The organism is Pseudomonas nitroreducens, from assembly GCF_014204515.1.
Lineage (GTDB): Bacteria > Pseudomonadota > Gammaproteobacteria > Pseudomonadales > Pseudomonadaceae > Pseudomonas > Pseudomonas nitritireducens_A.
In genome coordinates, this window is record NZ_JACHLI010000020.1 from 20,107 (window position 1) to 35,300 (window position 15,194).

Consider the following 15,194-nt stretch of genomic DNA (forward strand, 5'->3'; position numbering starts at 1 on the left):
GCAATAGGGTCCGGAGCAGGCGGCGGGATGGCTATCCCGCCGCCCTTTCCAGAAGCGGGCTTAGACGATGGAGGCGGTCACGGCCTGCTTGATCAGGACCTCGGCATCCAGGTTGCTGTAGCTGTAGACGTTGTAGGTCGCGCCACCGATGCTGGTGGTGCCGCTGGCCTGCCAGGTCCCCGGCGCACTGCCGTGGTCGTGCAGGTTGGCCAGTTGCACCTGGTCGCCGGCGTCGCCATCGACCAGCACCTGAACCTTGCCGTCCTTCTGGAACAGGTCGGTTTCACCCAGGTGCAGCACATCGTTCAGCGAGATCTTCAGGGTGTTGTTGCCAGTACCCGTGATGTCGAACTTCTCGATGCTGCTGATCTTCGCCGCGCCACTGTCGCCGGTGAGCGTGGTCAGGTCCAGGACCTGGTTGGCGCCGGTGAGCTTGAGCGTATCCAGGCCGGTGCCGCCGAAGATGTGCGCATTGTCCTGGGCAAAGTAGGCCACCGGGTCGACGACCATGGACACGATGTCGTGCTCGACCGATACCTGGGTTTCCGCGGAGGAGATGCTCATGATGTGCGTACCGCCCGCCTCGCCCGTGATCTCGATGCGCCCGATCCGGTTGCCGTCCGCTTCGTACGAGATCGTCTGGATATCGTACTGCGCGTAGGGGTTGGTCAGGTTCAGGGTATCGAGCAGTTGGCCGTCGGTGTCGAACACCTTGATGACTGCGGTGTTGCCTTTCTCGATGCCGGTGGCGCCGATTTCGACCTTGGAGCGGGCACTGTCGAAGGTCACCACGGCGACCTGGGCGTTGTCCACGAACATGGAGCCTGCCGATGCATTGGTCCAGACCGAGCCAGAGGCCTTCTTCATCGCATTGCCAGTGATGGTGAAGCTGCCGCTATCACTGTGGAAGCCAACCAACGAACCATCACCGCTGTATGCCGTCGTGCCGAAGCTCTGCCCGTGCCAGTCCACGGCATGGGTGGCGCTGGCCTCGTCGAAGAAGGTCTCCCAGCTGTTGTCGACCAACTTCTGGCCCGATGGTGCCGTCGGCGCCAGGACGGTGGTGAAGTTGTCCAGCAGGGTGCCGTTCTTGTCCTGGAACACTTTCACCTGGCCGATACTGATGCCTTCGGGCGCGGTGTAGGACACCTGCTCGTAGTTGTAAGTGGCCACATTGTCATTCTGTCCATTGTTGGTGACGTTGCGGGTGAAGATCAGCGTGCCATTGGTGTCGTACACCTCCAGCTTCGAGTAGTTGCCCGGTGCAAAAGCCTCGGATTCCAGGCCCCACAGGTTGTAGGAGACCGACTGCACCGGCTGGTCGAAGGTGAAGATCGCCGCCGAGTTGTTGATCGCGCTGGTGCCGGTCCCGATGTACAGGTACGGACCGTCCAGGTTGTGCTCAGCCGCGCTGCGCACCGAGACCGTGCCCTGCGAGGTCAGGGTGAAATGCCCTTCGTCGCTGTGGAAGCCGGCACCAGAAGTAGTCTTGCCGACTTCATTGGTGAAGGTGTCGTTGTAGCCCGGCGCATGGTGCACCTGCTGGAACTTCAGGGTATCGACCGTCAGGCCACCAGCGTTGGCCAGGCTACCCGAGCCATCACCGTAGATCATCGCCTTGCCGATATCGACGCCCAACGGGGCGGCAAAACTGAAGGCTTTGGAAGCAGCGTTACCGGCCGTTCCGTCAGCCGTCACCATCTGGTCGAAGAGTACGTTGCCGCTGGTGTCGTAGATGACGACGTGCGAGCCACCGTAGGTGTTCTGCAGGTTGGTGATGTTGATGGAGAACTCACTCACCGGCTGGGTGAAGTTGATCTGCATATAGACCGAAGTATCACCCACGGCCGGGTTGTCGATACTCAGACCAGCCTTACCCGAGCTATCGCCATTGAAATGAGCAAGCGAAGCCGAATTGGAGGTGATGGTCACACCGCCCCCTTGATAAACCGCCTCAGTACCAGTGCCGGTCACGTTACGGTTCAAGTCATCGATCGCCAGCGTCTTCCAACCCTCGCCATGCACGTCGATCGCCGCGCTCGGTGCGCTGATCTGGCCTTCCTGCGAGACGATCTGCGCCGTCACCGAGAAGTCCCACTTTCCGCCCTGGGTGGTGGTCTGCTGGGCCGGTACCTTGGCCGTCACCGTACCCGCCGCCACGTCGGCCGCGCTCAGCACCTGGTCATAGGTGGTGTCGCCCCAGATGATGTGCAGGGTGTCACCGGCCTTGGCATTGGTGCCCGCCAGCGAGACATTCACGTCGTTGCCGTTGGCTGCCTTGGCGTCGGTGTAGGTGCCCTCAGTACCCGGAACGTCTGTGATGGTCGGTGCACCGATGCCGCCGAGGAAGGTCACTGCCTTGCTCGCTTCGGCCTGGGAAACACCGTTGTCCACGATGCGCGCCTGGATGGTCCAGTTGGCATCGTGCGCCCCGGCATCCACGGCAACCCAGTTCAGGCCGGTGGTGACCGCGTCCTTCCAGGTGGCGCCGCCATCGACGGAAATCTGCACCTTCTGCGTGCCAGTCAGCGACTGCTCGATGGTGCCGTAGACACCTCGGCCGGCTGAGCCATCAGCGGTGATGAAGTCCGACGCGTGCGCCAGATCAATCGCCGAGTCCTTGCTCATGCTGGTGATCGACAGGCCGTTGAGCTGCACCTGGTACGGATGGTTGGCGCTGATGCTGCCGGCGTTACCCGCGGCATCGTGGGCCACCAGGGTGGCGTTGATGCTGTGGGCGCTGTCGTCGACCAGCTTGCTGCCGGGCACATCCACGCTCCAGCTTCCGTCGGCTTTTACCGAGGCGCTGTAGGTGGTGCCGTCGAGCTTGAAGCTGACGATGTCGCCAGCCTGGAACTCGCCAGTCGCCTTGCCGCTGATGGTGACGTTGCCCTTGGACTCCGCGTTGTTGATGGTGTTGTCGCTGGTGACGTTGTCGATGACCAGTTGCGTGGAGTTGGCATCCGGGCCCGAGTAGTCGGTGATGATGTTGAACACATCGGACTTCGGACTGGTGTTGCCGGCCTTGTCGGTCGCGTCGACGGTGAAGTCGTGCGAGCCTTCGCTGATCGGCGTGGTCGGGGTGTAACTCCACTTGCCGTCAGCGCCTGCGGTGGTGCTGCCCAGCTTCTGGCCGTTGTCGTAGACGACTACGGTGGAACCGGCTTCGGCTTTACCGGACAGGGTCGGGGTCAAGTCGTCGGTCACGCCGCCATTTTCGATCGGGCCCTGGATGCTGCCCACATCGTCGTACACCTGATCGATGGTCGGCTTGGCCGGGGCGATGGTGTCGACGATGAAGTCGAACTTGGCCGGGTCGCTGACGACACCCGCCTTGTCGGTGGCGATGGCTACGATGTCGTGCTTGCCGTCGGCCATGTCGCTGGACGGGGTGAAGCTCCAGTTGCCTTTGGAATCGGCCACGGTACTGCCCAGTTCGACGCCGTTGTCGCTGATCTTGACGATGCTGCCGGCCTTGGAGGTGCCCTGGATTTCCGGACGCTTGTCGTCGGTGGAGCCGCCCATGGCGATGTCGCCCTGGATGGAACCGACGTCATCGATCACATGGGTGATGGCGACGCCAACACCTGAGGTGTCGACGATCACGTCGAGCTTGTCGCCCTGGCCGCTGCTGTTGCCAGCCTTGTCCAGCACTTCGGTGGTGAAGTCGTGCTTGCCGTCGTCCAGCGGGGTGGTCGGACGGAATTCCCATTTGCCGTCGGCATCGACATCGGCTTCGCCGATCTTGTTGCCGTTGTCGTAAATGACGACTTTGCCGTTGGGCTCAGCGTCGCCGCTGAAGGTCGGGCGGTTGTCGTCGGTGGTGTCGCCATTGTGCAGCGGGCCGGTGACGGCGCCGACGTTGTCGGTGACGACCAGGTCGGTGACGTTGGACGGTGCGCTGGTGTCGACGGTGAAGTCCCACTTGCCGGTCGGCTCGCTGACCACGCCCACGGCGTTGGTGGCGGTGGCATAGATTTCATGCTTGCCGTCGGCCAGTTCGCTGGTGGTGATGGTCCAGTTGCCTTTGCTGTCAGCGGTGGTGCTGCCGATCACGACGCCATTGGTGTCGTACAGGCGAACGGTGCTGCCCGCTTGCGCGGTGCCATTGACAGTCGGCTTGTTGTCGTCGGTGACGTCGCCCTTCTGCAGGAAGCCCTGGTACGGACCGACGTCGTCATACACGCTGACGATCACCGGTGCCTGGGGCGCGGTCTGGTCGAGGGTGATGCTGTACTTGTCGGTCGGCGCGGTGGCGTTGCCGGCCGGGTCGGACTCGACGGCGGTCAGGTCGTTGAGGCCCGAGACCAGCGGCAGTTCCGGCTTCATGGACCATTTGCCATCGGCATCCACCACGGCGCTGCCAATCACGTGATTGCCGGTGCTGTCCTTGGTGTAGACGGTGACGAGGTCGCCAGCGGTGCCGGTGCCATGGATCACCGGACGCGGGTCGTCGGTGGTGCCGCCGTTGTCGATGTTGCCGGTGATGGTGCCGACGCTGTCTTCCACGCCGGTGATGGCCAGTTTGCTGGCATCCGGTGCGGTGTAGTCGGTGATGATGGTGAAGACGTCGGACTTCGGACTGGTGTTGCCAGCCTTGTCGGTGGCATCGGCGGTGAAGTCGTGCTTGCCTTCGCTGATCGGCGTGGTCGGGGTGTAGCTCCACTTGCCATCGGCATCGGCAACCACGGAGCCGAGTTTCTGGCCGTTGTCGTAGACGACGACAGTGGAACCGGCTTCGGCTTTACCGGAGATGGTCGGGGTCGAATCGTCGGTGACACCGCCGTTGGGTACCGGACCCTGGATGCTGCCCACGTCGTCGAACACCTGGTCGATGGTCGGCTTGTTCGGCGCAGTGGTGTCGACGATGAAGTTGAACTTCGCCGGGTCGCTGATATTGCCGGTCTTGTCGGTGGCGATGGCCGCGATGGTGTGCGGGCCTTCGACCAGGTCCTTGGCCGGGGTGAAGCTCCAGTTGCCTTTGGCATCGGCCACGGTGCTGCCCAGCGCGACGCTGCCGTCGAAGATCTTGACGATGCTGCCCGGCTTGGAGGTGCCCTGGATTTCCGGACGCTTGTCGTCGGTCACGCCGCCCAGGGCGATGTCACCGGTGATGCTGCCGACGTCGTCGATGACGTGGGTGATGGCGACGCCCACGGCGGAAGTGTCGACGATCACGTGCAGCGGATCATCGTTCTGGCCGCTGCTGTTGCCCGCCGGGTCGATGACTTCGGTGGTGAAGGCGTGGTCGCCGTCGTTGAGCGGTTTGGTCGGGGTGAACTCCCACTTGCCATCGTCGGCGGCGGTGGTGCTGCCAATCGGCTGGCCGTTGTCATAGATGACGACGGTGGCTTTGGGCTCGGCGTCGCCGCTGAAGGTCGGGCGGTTGTCGTCGGTGGTGTCGCCGTCGAACAACTGGCCGGTTTTCGGGCCGACGTCGTCGATGACCACGAGGTTGGTGACGTTGTCCGGTGCGGCGGTGTCGACGATGAAGTCCCACTTGCCGGTGGGCTGACTGACCACGCCGATGTCGTTGGTGGCAGTGGCGTAGACGTCGTGCTTGCCATCGGCCAGTGCGGTCGCCGGAGTGATGCTCCAGTTGCCGTCCTGGTCAGCGGTGGCGCTGCCGATCAGTACGTTGTTGATGTCGTACAGCTTGACGGTACTGCCCGCTTGGGCGGTGCCGTTGATGGTCGGCTGGTTGTCGTCGGTGACGTCACCCTTCTGCAGGAAGCCGGTGTACGGGCCGACGTCGTCGAAGATGTTGACGATGACGGGTACGCCAGGCTCGACCGGGTCGAAGGTGAAGCTGTAGGGCTCGGACGGCTGCGTGGAGTTGCCGGCCGGGTCGGTCTCGACGGCGGTCAGGTCGTTCAGGCCGACGTTGAGCGGCACTTCCGGAGTCAGCGACCACTTGCCGTCTTCGCCGACGGTGGTGGAGCCGATCGGGTGGTTGCCGGCAATCGGGTCGTTGGCATAGACGGTGATGACGTCGCCGGCGGTGCCTTCACCGCTGATGACCGGACGCGAGTCGTCGGTCTTGCCGCCATTGGGGATGTTGCCGGTCACTTCGCCGACGCTGTCCAGAACGCCGGTGATGCTCGGCATGTCCGGCGCGGTGTAGTCGGTGATGACGGTGTAAACGTCGGATTTCGGACTGGTGTTGCCAGCCTTGTCGGTCGCATCGACGGTGAAGTCGTGCTTGCCTTCGTTGATCGGCGAAGTCGGAGTGAAGCTCCAGTCGCCATCCTTGTCGGCCACCACGGAGCCCAGCTTCTCGCCGTTGTCGTAGATGGTGACGATGGCGTTGGCTTCAGCCTTGCCGTTGAGGGTCGGGGTCGAATCGTCAGTCACGCCGCCATTGGCGATGGGGCCCTGGATGGCGCCCACGTCGTCGATGACGCCGTCGATGGTCGGCTTGTTCGGCGCGGTGATATCGATGCTGAAATCGAACTTCGCCGATTCGCTGACGTTGCCCGCCTTGTCGGTGGCCTTGGCGGTGATGCTGTGATCGCCTTCAGCCAGCTCGGTGCTCGGAGTGAAGCTCCAGTTACCGCGGCTGTCGACGGTGGTGCTGCCCAGTTCGACGTCGCCGTCGAAGAGGGTAACGATACTGCCGGCCTTGCCAGTGCCCTGGATTTCCGGGCGAGTATCGTCGGTCACGCCGTTGGGCGCGATGTCGCCGGTGATGCTGCCGACATCGTCGATCAGGCGGACGATGGCCACTTCGATATCGGAAGTATCCACGACCACATGGATCGGCTGGTTCTGGCCGCTGCTGTTGCCGGCCGGGTCCAGAACTTCGGTGGTGAAGGCATGCTCGCCATCGTCCAGCGGGGTGGTGGGCGTGAAGTCCCACTTGCCATTGGGGTCGACGTCGGCTTCGCCGATCTTCTCGCCGTTGTCATAGATGATGACCTTGCCATTGGGCTCGGCATCACCGCTGAAGGTGGGCTTGTTGTCGTCGGTGGTATCGCCGTCGTGCAGCGGACCGGTCACGGCGCCGACATCGTCGGTGATGACCAGATCGGTGACGTTGGACGGAGCCTTGGTATCGACGACGAACGGCCACGGGCCGGTGGGATCGCTGACCACGCCGATGGCGTTGGTCGCGGTGGCATGGACTTCATGCTTGCCATCGGCCAGGTCAGTTTCGGGGGTGATGGTCCAATGGCCTTTGGCATCGGCGGTGGTACTGCCGATCAGGACATTGTCGCCGTCGTACAGCTTGACGGTGCTACCGGCTTGCGCGGTGCCTTCGAAGGTCGGTTTGCTGTCGTTGGTGACGTCGCCTTTCTGCAGGAAACCGGTATAGGCCTCGACGTCGTCGTAGACGCTGTCGATGGTCGGAACGTCCGGCCTGCCCATGTCCAGGATGATGTCGTACGGCTTGCTGATGGTCTCGTTACCCGCCGCATCGAGCTCGTGTGCGGTCAGCTCGTTCACACCCGCGTGCAGCGGAAGCTCCGGAGTGAGGGACCAGGTGCCATCTTCCTTGACGGTGGTGCTGCCGATCGGATGATCGCCAGTGACGTCCTTGGCATACACGACCACGGTGTCGCCGGCGGTGCCGGTACCATTGATAGTCGGGTGCGCATCGTCGGTGGTGCCGCCATTCTCGATGTTGCCGGTGACCAGGCCGACATCGTCCAGCACGCCGGTGATGGCGAGCTTGTCGGCATCCGGCGCAGTGGTGTCGATGTCCAGACTGATGACGGTCGGCTGGCTTTCGTTGCCGGCGGCGTCAGTGGCGGTGACGGTGATGTCGTTGATGCCTTCGGGCAGGTCCTGGGTCGGGGTTACCTTCCAGTCGCCCTTCTCGTCGGCCTTGACGTGGATTTCTTCGCCGGTGGGGAAGATGACTTTTACATCGGAGCCCGGCTCGGCCTTGCCGTCGATGGTCAGCTTGGTCTCGTTGGTGATGTTGTCGCCCTTGGTGCCCGAATCGGACGCCGGGTCCAGCCAGGCATCCGGAGCGTCTGGAGCGGTGGTATCGATCACCACGGAAATGACCGTGGGCTCACTGCTGTTGCCCGCCGGGTCGGTGGCAATGATGGTGATGTCGTTCTTGCCCTCGGGCAGGTCCTGGGTCGGAGTAACCGACCATTCACCCTTCTCGTCGGCCTTGGCGGTAACGCTCTCGCCGGTCGGGAAGACCACGACCACAGTAGCGCCCGGCTCGGTCCGGCCGTCGATGGTCGGCTTGGTTTCGCTGGTGATGTCGTCACCCTTCACGCCGGTATCCGACGCCGGGTCCAGATGGGCCTCGGGCGCGTCCGGAGCGGTGGTGTCGATCACCACATGAATGACGGTCGGCTCACTCTGGTTGCCCGCCGGGTCCGTTGCAATCACGGTGATGTCGTTGTTGCCTTCGGGCAGGTCCTTGGTCGGTGTTACCGACCACTCGCCATTCTCATCAGCCTTGGTGTGAATCTCTTCACCAGTGGTCGGAATGATCACGGTGATGTCAGCGCCCGGCTCGGTCTTGCCATCGATGGTCGGCTTGGTGTCGCTGGTGATGTCGTCACCCTTGATGCCCGTGTCCGAAGCCGGGTCCAGGTGCACTTCCGGCGCATTCGGGGCGATGGTGTCGATGATCACCGGGATGGTGATTTCGGTTTCGTTACCGGCAGGGTCCTGCTCGATCACCTTGATCTCGTTGTTGCCCTCGGGCAGCGGCTGGGTCGGCTCGGGAGCTACCCAGTGACCTTGGGGGTCGACGATGGTGGTCACGCTCTCGCCGGTGGGGAAGACGATGATGATCTTGTCGCCCGGCTCGCCATCACCATGGATAGTGGGCTTGTCGTCGTTGCTGTAGGTGTGCTCGCCATCGCTCTTGGCACCGTCGATTTCGGCGGTCGGCGCGGCGGGCGGGACGGTATCGACGACGATGTCGACGACCGGTACGTGGCCGCTGGGCTTGTCGCCCGGCACTACCTGGGTGATATCGATGCTGTGCGCGCCATCGGCGAGTTCGGGCGTGAACGACCAGGTACCGTCCGGATTGACGGTGGTCGAGCCGATTTCCTGGCCGTTGTCGAAGACGTGGATGATCGCGCCTGGAACGCCGTTACCGGAAATTTCCGGGTGCGCGTCGTCGGTGATGTCGCCGTTGTGCAGCTCACCCTGGATCGGACCGACGTCGTCGATCGCTTTCATGTTGGTCGGGGCCGGGCTGGTGTGCTTCTTGTGGCCATCATCCTTGTTGTGGTGGATGATCGCCGCCGCACCCGCCGCCAGCGCAGCAGCACCCAGCAGCAAAGGCCACAGCACAAAACCGGCCGCGTCGTCGCTCTCACCCGACACTACCGGCATCGGACCGAGGCCCGCGCCACCCAGGGCGATCGGTGCGCTCTCGCCATCAGCCAGCTGCAGCTGACCGTAAAAGCCTTCGCCGTCCGTGCGCACGTACGCGTAGAGCTGACCGTCCTCAGCGACGCCGTAGAGCTGCTGCTCCATGCCGTCGGCGTAGAAATTCTCGATGGTCAGGTCCGTCGCATCGCTGCCCTCGAAGGAGATCAGCAGATCCTTGCCGACACGCTTGACGGTCACGTTCTCCGGCGCGATGTCGCCATTCTCGACCTGGAACAGGTATTTGGTACCCGCCTTTGCCTTGATCTTGCCACCGGATTTAAACGCAACCTTCCTGGCTGCGTTCTCGGTGACGGCGATGAGACCGATGTTTTCAATTGCCATTTTTTTTAACAAACCTGAGTGGGTGTGTTGAGGTGAATTACCGCGCGAACTCTACTTGCCACTCCAATGGCTCGGGTGTAGGAATCAACTGAGGGCAGACCTAGACCAGTCCTAATCTATTGATTGCCAGGTCTATTCATTTGAGTGATAAGGATTTGCCCCGGCGGAAAACACAGGGCGCGCGCATGGGGTAACATGATGGGCACCATGCAAATGCCGCAGGAGAAACCGGCCATGCGCTATTCCGAAGACCACAAGGCCCAGACCCGCGAACGCATCATCAACGAGGCGGCGCAGCGCTTTCGCAGCGAGGGCGTCGACGCCACCGGCCTGCAGACGCTGATGAAGGCGCTGGGCCTGACCCACGGCGGTTTCTACGCGCACTTCAAGTCCAAGGACGAGTTGGTGGAGATCGCCCTGCAGCAAGCCGCCGCGCAGCTGCGCCCAGTGGTCGACCAGCAGTTCGAAAAGACTGACCCGCTGCCCGGCTTCATCGACCAGTACCTCTCCCCTGGCCATCGCAACGCTCCCGGCAAGGGCTGCCCGCTGCCGACCATCTCGGCCGAACTGGGCGCCCGCGGCCATGCCAGCGCCACCACCGACGCCATCGTCCAGGCGCGTATCGATGCCATCGAGAAGGCGCTGCCCAGCGAGCATGCCGAGGATGAGAGTGTCGCGATGCTCGCTACGCTGATCGGTGCGCTGGTGCTGGCACGCAGCGTGGCTGATCCGCAGATGTCCGACCGCATCCTGGAGAGCACGCGGCGGCATCTGAAGCGCGAGATCGGCGCGGCGGAGTGAGGCGCTTTTGTAGGGCGCATAACGCGCCAGCGTTATCCGCCGTTCAAGGGCCGGCGGATAACCTGTTCCAGGTTATTCGCCCTACGTTCCTTTTCTGGAAAGTTCGTGCCTGCTTACTCCCCTCACCCCAGCCCTCTCCCGCTGGGAGAGGGAGCCGCCCGTGCCGGCTGACGCCATGGACTCACGCCACACCGAACGGTCCCCTCTCCCCTTGGGAGAGAGTTAGGGTGAGGGCCAATCCGAGCGCGGATGCTCATCCGGAGCGAGTCATGCCCGCGATCGCCCGCGAAGACAAAAGCCGGGCATAAAAAAGCCCCGGCACTGGGCCGGGGCAAGCTTTTCGCCACTCAACTCTTCGCTTTACCTGCAGCGATCAGCCCAGCGCCACGCCATAACGCTGCGCCGGGGCGCTGCGCGACAGGTTCGGCGCCATCTTCAGGCGCGCGGCGGTGAAGGCTTCGAATTCGCCGAATTCCGGCAGCGCCGGCAGGGTCACCACTTCGCCCTGGGCCAGGCCGGCCAGGGCGGCGTCGACCATGTGGTTGACGTCCATCAGCATCTCCGCCGGCAGCGCGGAGATATCGGTGCCGGCGCGGTCCCAGATTTCGGTGCGGGTAGCGCCCGGCAGTACGGCCTGGATGCGCAGGCCCAGCGGCGCCAGCTCCTGCTGCATGGACAGGGTCAGATTGAGCACGAAGGCCTTGGTGGCGCTGTAGCTGCCGTTGAACAGCTCCGGCGCCAGGGCCAGCACCGAGGCCACGTTGATGATGGTGCCGCGACCGCGCCCGACGAAGGCCTTGGCGGCGGTGCCGGCCAGGCGCGCGGTGGCGGTGACGTTGAGCTCGATCATGCTTTCCAGGCGGTCCAGGTCGGTTTCCAGCAGGGTGCCGTTGATCGCCACGCCGGCGTTGTTCAGCAGCAGGCTGATGCTGGCGTCTTCAGCCAGGCGGGCCTCGATGCGGGCGCGGTCTTCGCGGCGGGTCAGGTCGGCCTTCAATACGTCCACCGAGACGCCGTACTCCTTGCCCAGGCGCGCGGCCAGGGCTTCCAGGCGTTGCTGGTCGCGGGCCACCAGCAGCAGGTCGTAGCCCTGGGCGGCGAGGCGCTGGGCGTAAGTGGCGCCGATGCCGGAGGAAGCACCGGTGATCAGTGCGCGGCCCAGTTCGGATTTGGCATTCATGGTTGGTTCTCCGGAGGCATTCGCCCCGCTTACAGGTTGGGTGGGCCAGGTGGCCGTGAAGCATGTCCGGCGTTGAATTACGACCGTCATCTGATTTCGAATATTATACTCATAATATTATCCGTCAAGGTCTATCCAGCAGTGCTGACGAACGGCGCGAGAAACGTCTGGAAGCCAGGAAGGACGGGCACCACAAGCCATCCGGCGGTTTAGGTTGCCCATTCCAGAGCGCCCGCGAGAGGCTCACGGGCGTCTCCACACAAGAACAATCCCGGAGCGTCACCTGCACTTGGCTGCCGTCTACGAACCGGAGCGATCCGGAGGAGGACCCATGCGATTGCGCTGCTTTTTCCTGGGATGTGTTTGGGATGAAGGGAGTCTGACCGAAGTCGGCCGCGTGCCGATGCTGTGCCAACGCTGCACGCGCTGCGGTGCACAGCGATACCTCAACCCCGAGCCGGAAATCTGAAGTCGGCCCAAAGAAAATGCCCGGAGCACTTTCGTGCTCCGGGCATCGGGTGTTGCCCTGTGACGATCAGTCAGCCAGGAATCAGTTGGCGACGAACGCCTGGCTAGTGGTGATCGCCATGTCGCCGCCGGGCAGCTTCAGGTCGCCGATACGCTCCAGGCTGTCGGCGTCGTAGATCGCCACGTCGTTCAGGGTGCCGGTCAGGTACAGCTTGTTGCCGGCCTTGTTGGTGGACAGGCAGTAGTAGGAGTGGTCCAGGTTCGCCGCCTTGACCAGCTTCTGTTCCTTGATGTCGTACTTGGCCAGGCGGTTGAGCACGCCGTAGACGATGTTGCGATCCTTGGCCGAGCGAATGCCGCTGAAGTACACCTCGGTGACCGGGCCGAAGTCGACGGTCTCGGTCTTGCCGGTGGCCAGGTCGATGTTGAAGAAGCCGTAGAGGAAATCGGCCGTGGCCATGTCCTGCTTGGCGTCCTTGAACTTCGCCGTGGTGTAGAGCAGCGAGAAGTCACGCGGATAGGTCTGCTGGTTCCACACGTAGAGCACATCTGGCGGCGCGTAGTTGGGGCGCTTCCAGTTGCGGCTGGGGATCACCACGTCGAACTTGCCGGTCTTCACGTCCACCTTGTAGATGTCCGGGCCCGCCACGTAGAGGGTGCCGTCGTCGCCGCTCTGCATGATGGTCAGCTGGCGCGGCGCCGGGAAGGTGCGTACCGGCTTGGCGTCCATGCCGTCGGCGACGGAGTAGACCTGCAGGCGCGGCTGCTGCACCTCGTAGTGCTCGGAGAGGATCAGCGTCGGATTGGCGATGGCATAGATTTCCTTGCCGTCGTGGCTGACGGTCATGGAGAACATCGCCTTGGCATTCTCGCCGGGCTTCTGCGCGATGGTGGCGTGGAACACCGGTTTGCAGTCATCGAGCTGGATGCCGTAGATGTCCGCGTAGTGGTTGCTGAGGATGTAGGCGACCTTGCGGTCCGGCGACAGCTGGGTCATGCCCGGGCCGTATGCGCCGGGGATGGTGCAGGTCTTGAACAGCTTGTCGGTCTGCATGTCGATGACGTGCAGGTTGTTGGGGTAGTTGGTGCTGATCAGGTACTCGTGGCCACTTTCCAGCGCCTTGCCGGTGTCGGCGCCGGCATCGGCGGCGACGGCTTGCAGCGCGCAGGCCAGCGAGAGGCCGCCGAGCGCGGCGGCGAATGCTTTTCTGGACATGCAGGTTTTCCTCTTGTTCTTCTGTCCGATCATTTGTCGTCCGGGAATACGGTGCCGAGGTTGCGCCAGTTTTCGGCCGAGGCCTGCGCATCCTTGTTCCAGTCGGGGTAGGTGCTCATCATGTCCGGCACCTGGGCCGGCCACCAGCAAGGGTCGGAGCAGCCGTAGAGGTCCGCTTCCATCGGCTGGCAGAGCGAGGACACGCCGCCGAACACGTCGACTTCCCAGCCCGGATCGGTGGTCGCCGCGCAGCCGGCCACGGAGTTCATCGCCACCACGTCCTCGATGCGATCCTCGGCGGCGGCCTGTTCGAGCTTCTGTGCTTTGGTGTTGATCGCTTTCAGATGTTTCATGTCAGTGCGCCTTCCGCGGAGTGATGTGGCGGTCGATGAAGCTGGGGTTCGAAGCCATGATCCGGCTGTAGACTTCGATGCCGAAATCGACCCAGTCCCTCATCAGTTCGCAGTAGTGGTAGGTGGGGTGCGCCGGGTCGCCGTAGCGCGCATAGCTCTCGTGGTAGCAGCCGCCGGAGCAGAGGTTGCGGATGTGGCAGCTGGCGCAGCCGGTGTCGGTGCGATCCAGGCGCTGCGAGAGGAAGTCGTTCAGCTCGGCCTGCTTCACCCCTTCGTGGACGTTGCCGAAGGTCGGCAGCGAAGAACCGGTGAAGCGGTGGCAGAGGTTCAGCTCGCCCTTGTGGTCCACCGCCAGCATCTTCAGGCCGGCGCCGCATGGCAGGGCCTTCTTCTGCCCTTCGTGGATGTCGGTGATCAGCTGGTGCAGGTTGGAGAAGCCGATGTTGCGCCCTTCCAGCGCCTCGACCAGGTAGCGACGGCCGAGGGCCTTCATGCCGGCGAAGACCTCCTTCAGCTCGTCGCTGGTGAGGTTGTAGCTGCTGATGTCGCCCGAGGTGACCGGCGCGAAGCCGACTTCGGCGAAGCCCATCTCGTTGAACAGATGGTTCCAGATGGTCTCGACATCGGTGACGCCAGTGGTCAGCGTCACCCGCGCGCCGACCGGCCGCGCGGTGTAGCGCGACAGCAGCATGTCGGCCTTGCGCCGCACCACGTCATAGGTGCCCTGCCCGCCCACGGTGATGCGGTTGCGGTCGTGCACCGTCTTCGGCCCGTCGATACTGATCGAGATACCGAAGCGATGGGCGTTGAGCCAGTCGACGATTTCCTCGGTGAGCAGCGTGGCGTTGGTGGTCATGACGAAGTCCACCGTCTTGCCCAGCTCGCCGAAGCGCCGTTCGCAGTAAGCGACCATGTGCTCGATCAGCGGGCGGTTGGACAGCGGTTCGCCACCGAAGAACACCACGGTGTAGCGCGGCTCGTCGGGGGATTCCTGGATCAGCATTTCCACCGAAGCCTCGGCGGTTTCCGCGCCCATCTTCTTGCCGGCGGAGGGCTTGTCCAGGTCTTCCTTGTAGCAGTAGGTGCAACTGAGGTTGCAGCCGGTGTTGACGTTCAGCACCACGGTGTTGAGCGCAGTGCGGTCAACCTTCTTGATGCCGATTTCAGGGGTCAGCGGCGAGCCGTCGCTGACCAGCTCCAGCGCGATCAGCTCGCGCAGGGTCTCGTCGATTTCCTCGGCGCCGAAGCGCCCGCTCAGGCGCTGGGTCAGCTCGTCCGGCGAGCAGGCCTGCCCGCGCAGCGCGTCGATGATCCCACCGGTGAGCTCGTCGCTGGCGAACAGCGAGGAACTGGGGATGTGGAACAACAGGCGGTCGGCGTCCACCTGCACTTCGTGCAGGTTGCGTTCGACCAGATTCAAGATGGCGCCCATGGCGACCTCCCGGAACTCTTGGGTTTGCCCACCCGCAGGTGGGGCTCA

At 63.4% G+C, this 15,194-nt stretch carries 7 protein-coding genes; 2 read left to right on the plus strand and 5 right to left on the minus strand.

Annotated elements, in window-relative coordinates; translation table 11 throughout:
- Nucleotides 1-60: 60 nt before the first annotated feature.
- Nucleotides 61-9,696 (minus strand): Ig-like domain-containing protein, encoded by a 9,636-nt coding sequence (locus HNP46_RS22250; RefSeq protein WP_184593279.1) that lies wholly within the window; start codon nt 9,694-9,696, stop codon nt 61-63.
- A 234-nt stretch (nt 9,697-9,930) separates the two neighbouring features.
- On the opposite strand from HNP46_RS22250, the gene HNP46_RS22255 reads away from it, so the two are divergent.
- Nucleotides 9,931-10,497, plus strand: a complete 567-nt coding sequence (locus HNP46_RS22255; RefSeq protein WP_184593281.1) for a TetR/AcrR family transcriptional regulator — start codon at nt 9,931-9,933, stop codon at nt 10,495-10,497.
- Between the two features lie 373 nt (nt 10,498-10,870).
- Here the strand turns inward: HNP46_RS22255 and HNP46_RS22260 are convergent, their stop codons facing one another.
- On the minus strand, nt 10,871-11,677 hold the full coding sequence (locus HNP46_RS22260; protein ID WP_184593283.1) for an SDR family NAD(P)-dependent oxidoreductase: 807 nt from the start codon (nt 11,675-11,677) through the stop codon (nt 10,871-10,873).
- A gap of 331 nt (nt 11,678-12,008) precedes the next feature.
- Between HNP46_RS22260 and HNP46_RS36085 the strand changes: the two genes are divergently transcribed.
- The gene (locus tag HNP46_RS36085; RefSeq protein ID WP_311771830.1) at nt 12,009-12,146 is read left to right on the plus strand and encodes a PSPA7_2676 family Cys-rich small protein; all 138 of its coding nucleotides are present in this window, start codon (nt 12,009-12,011) and stop codon (nt 12,144-12,146) included.
- Between the two features lie 81 nt (nt 12,147-12,227).
- Here HNP46_RS36085 and peaD read toward each other — a convergent pair whose 3' ends face one another.
- Genes peaD through peaB form a run of 3 tightly spaced genes read right to left on the minus strand, consistent with a single transcriptional unit; the run spans nt 12,228 to nt 15,146 of the window.
- The gene (peaD, locus tag HNP46_RS22265) at nt 12,228-13,361 is read right to left on the minus strand and encodes a quinohemoprotein amine dehydrogenase subunit beta (RefSeq protein ID WP_184593285.1); all 1,134 of its coding nucleotides are present in this window, start codon (nt 13,359-13,361) and stop codon (nt 12,228-12,230) included.
- A gap of 29 nt (nt 13,362-13,390) precedes the next feature.
- Nucleotides 13,391-13,714 (minus strand): quinohemoprotein amine dehydrogenase subunit gamma, encoded by a 324-nt coding sequence (gene qhpC, locus HNP46_RS22270; RefSeq protein ID WP_015477047.1) that lies wholly within the window; start codon nt 13,712-13,714, stop codon nt 13,391-13,393.
- A gap of 1 nt (nt 13,715) precedes the next feature.
- Nucleotides 13,716-15,146, minus strand: coding sequence for a quinohemoprotein amine dehydrogenase maturation protein (gene peaB / locus HNP46_RS22275; RefSeq protein WP_184593287.1), 1,431 nt, complete (start codon nt 15,144-15,146; stop codon nt 13,716-13,718).
- Nucleotides 15,147-15,194 lie beyond the last annotated feature (48 nt).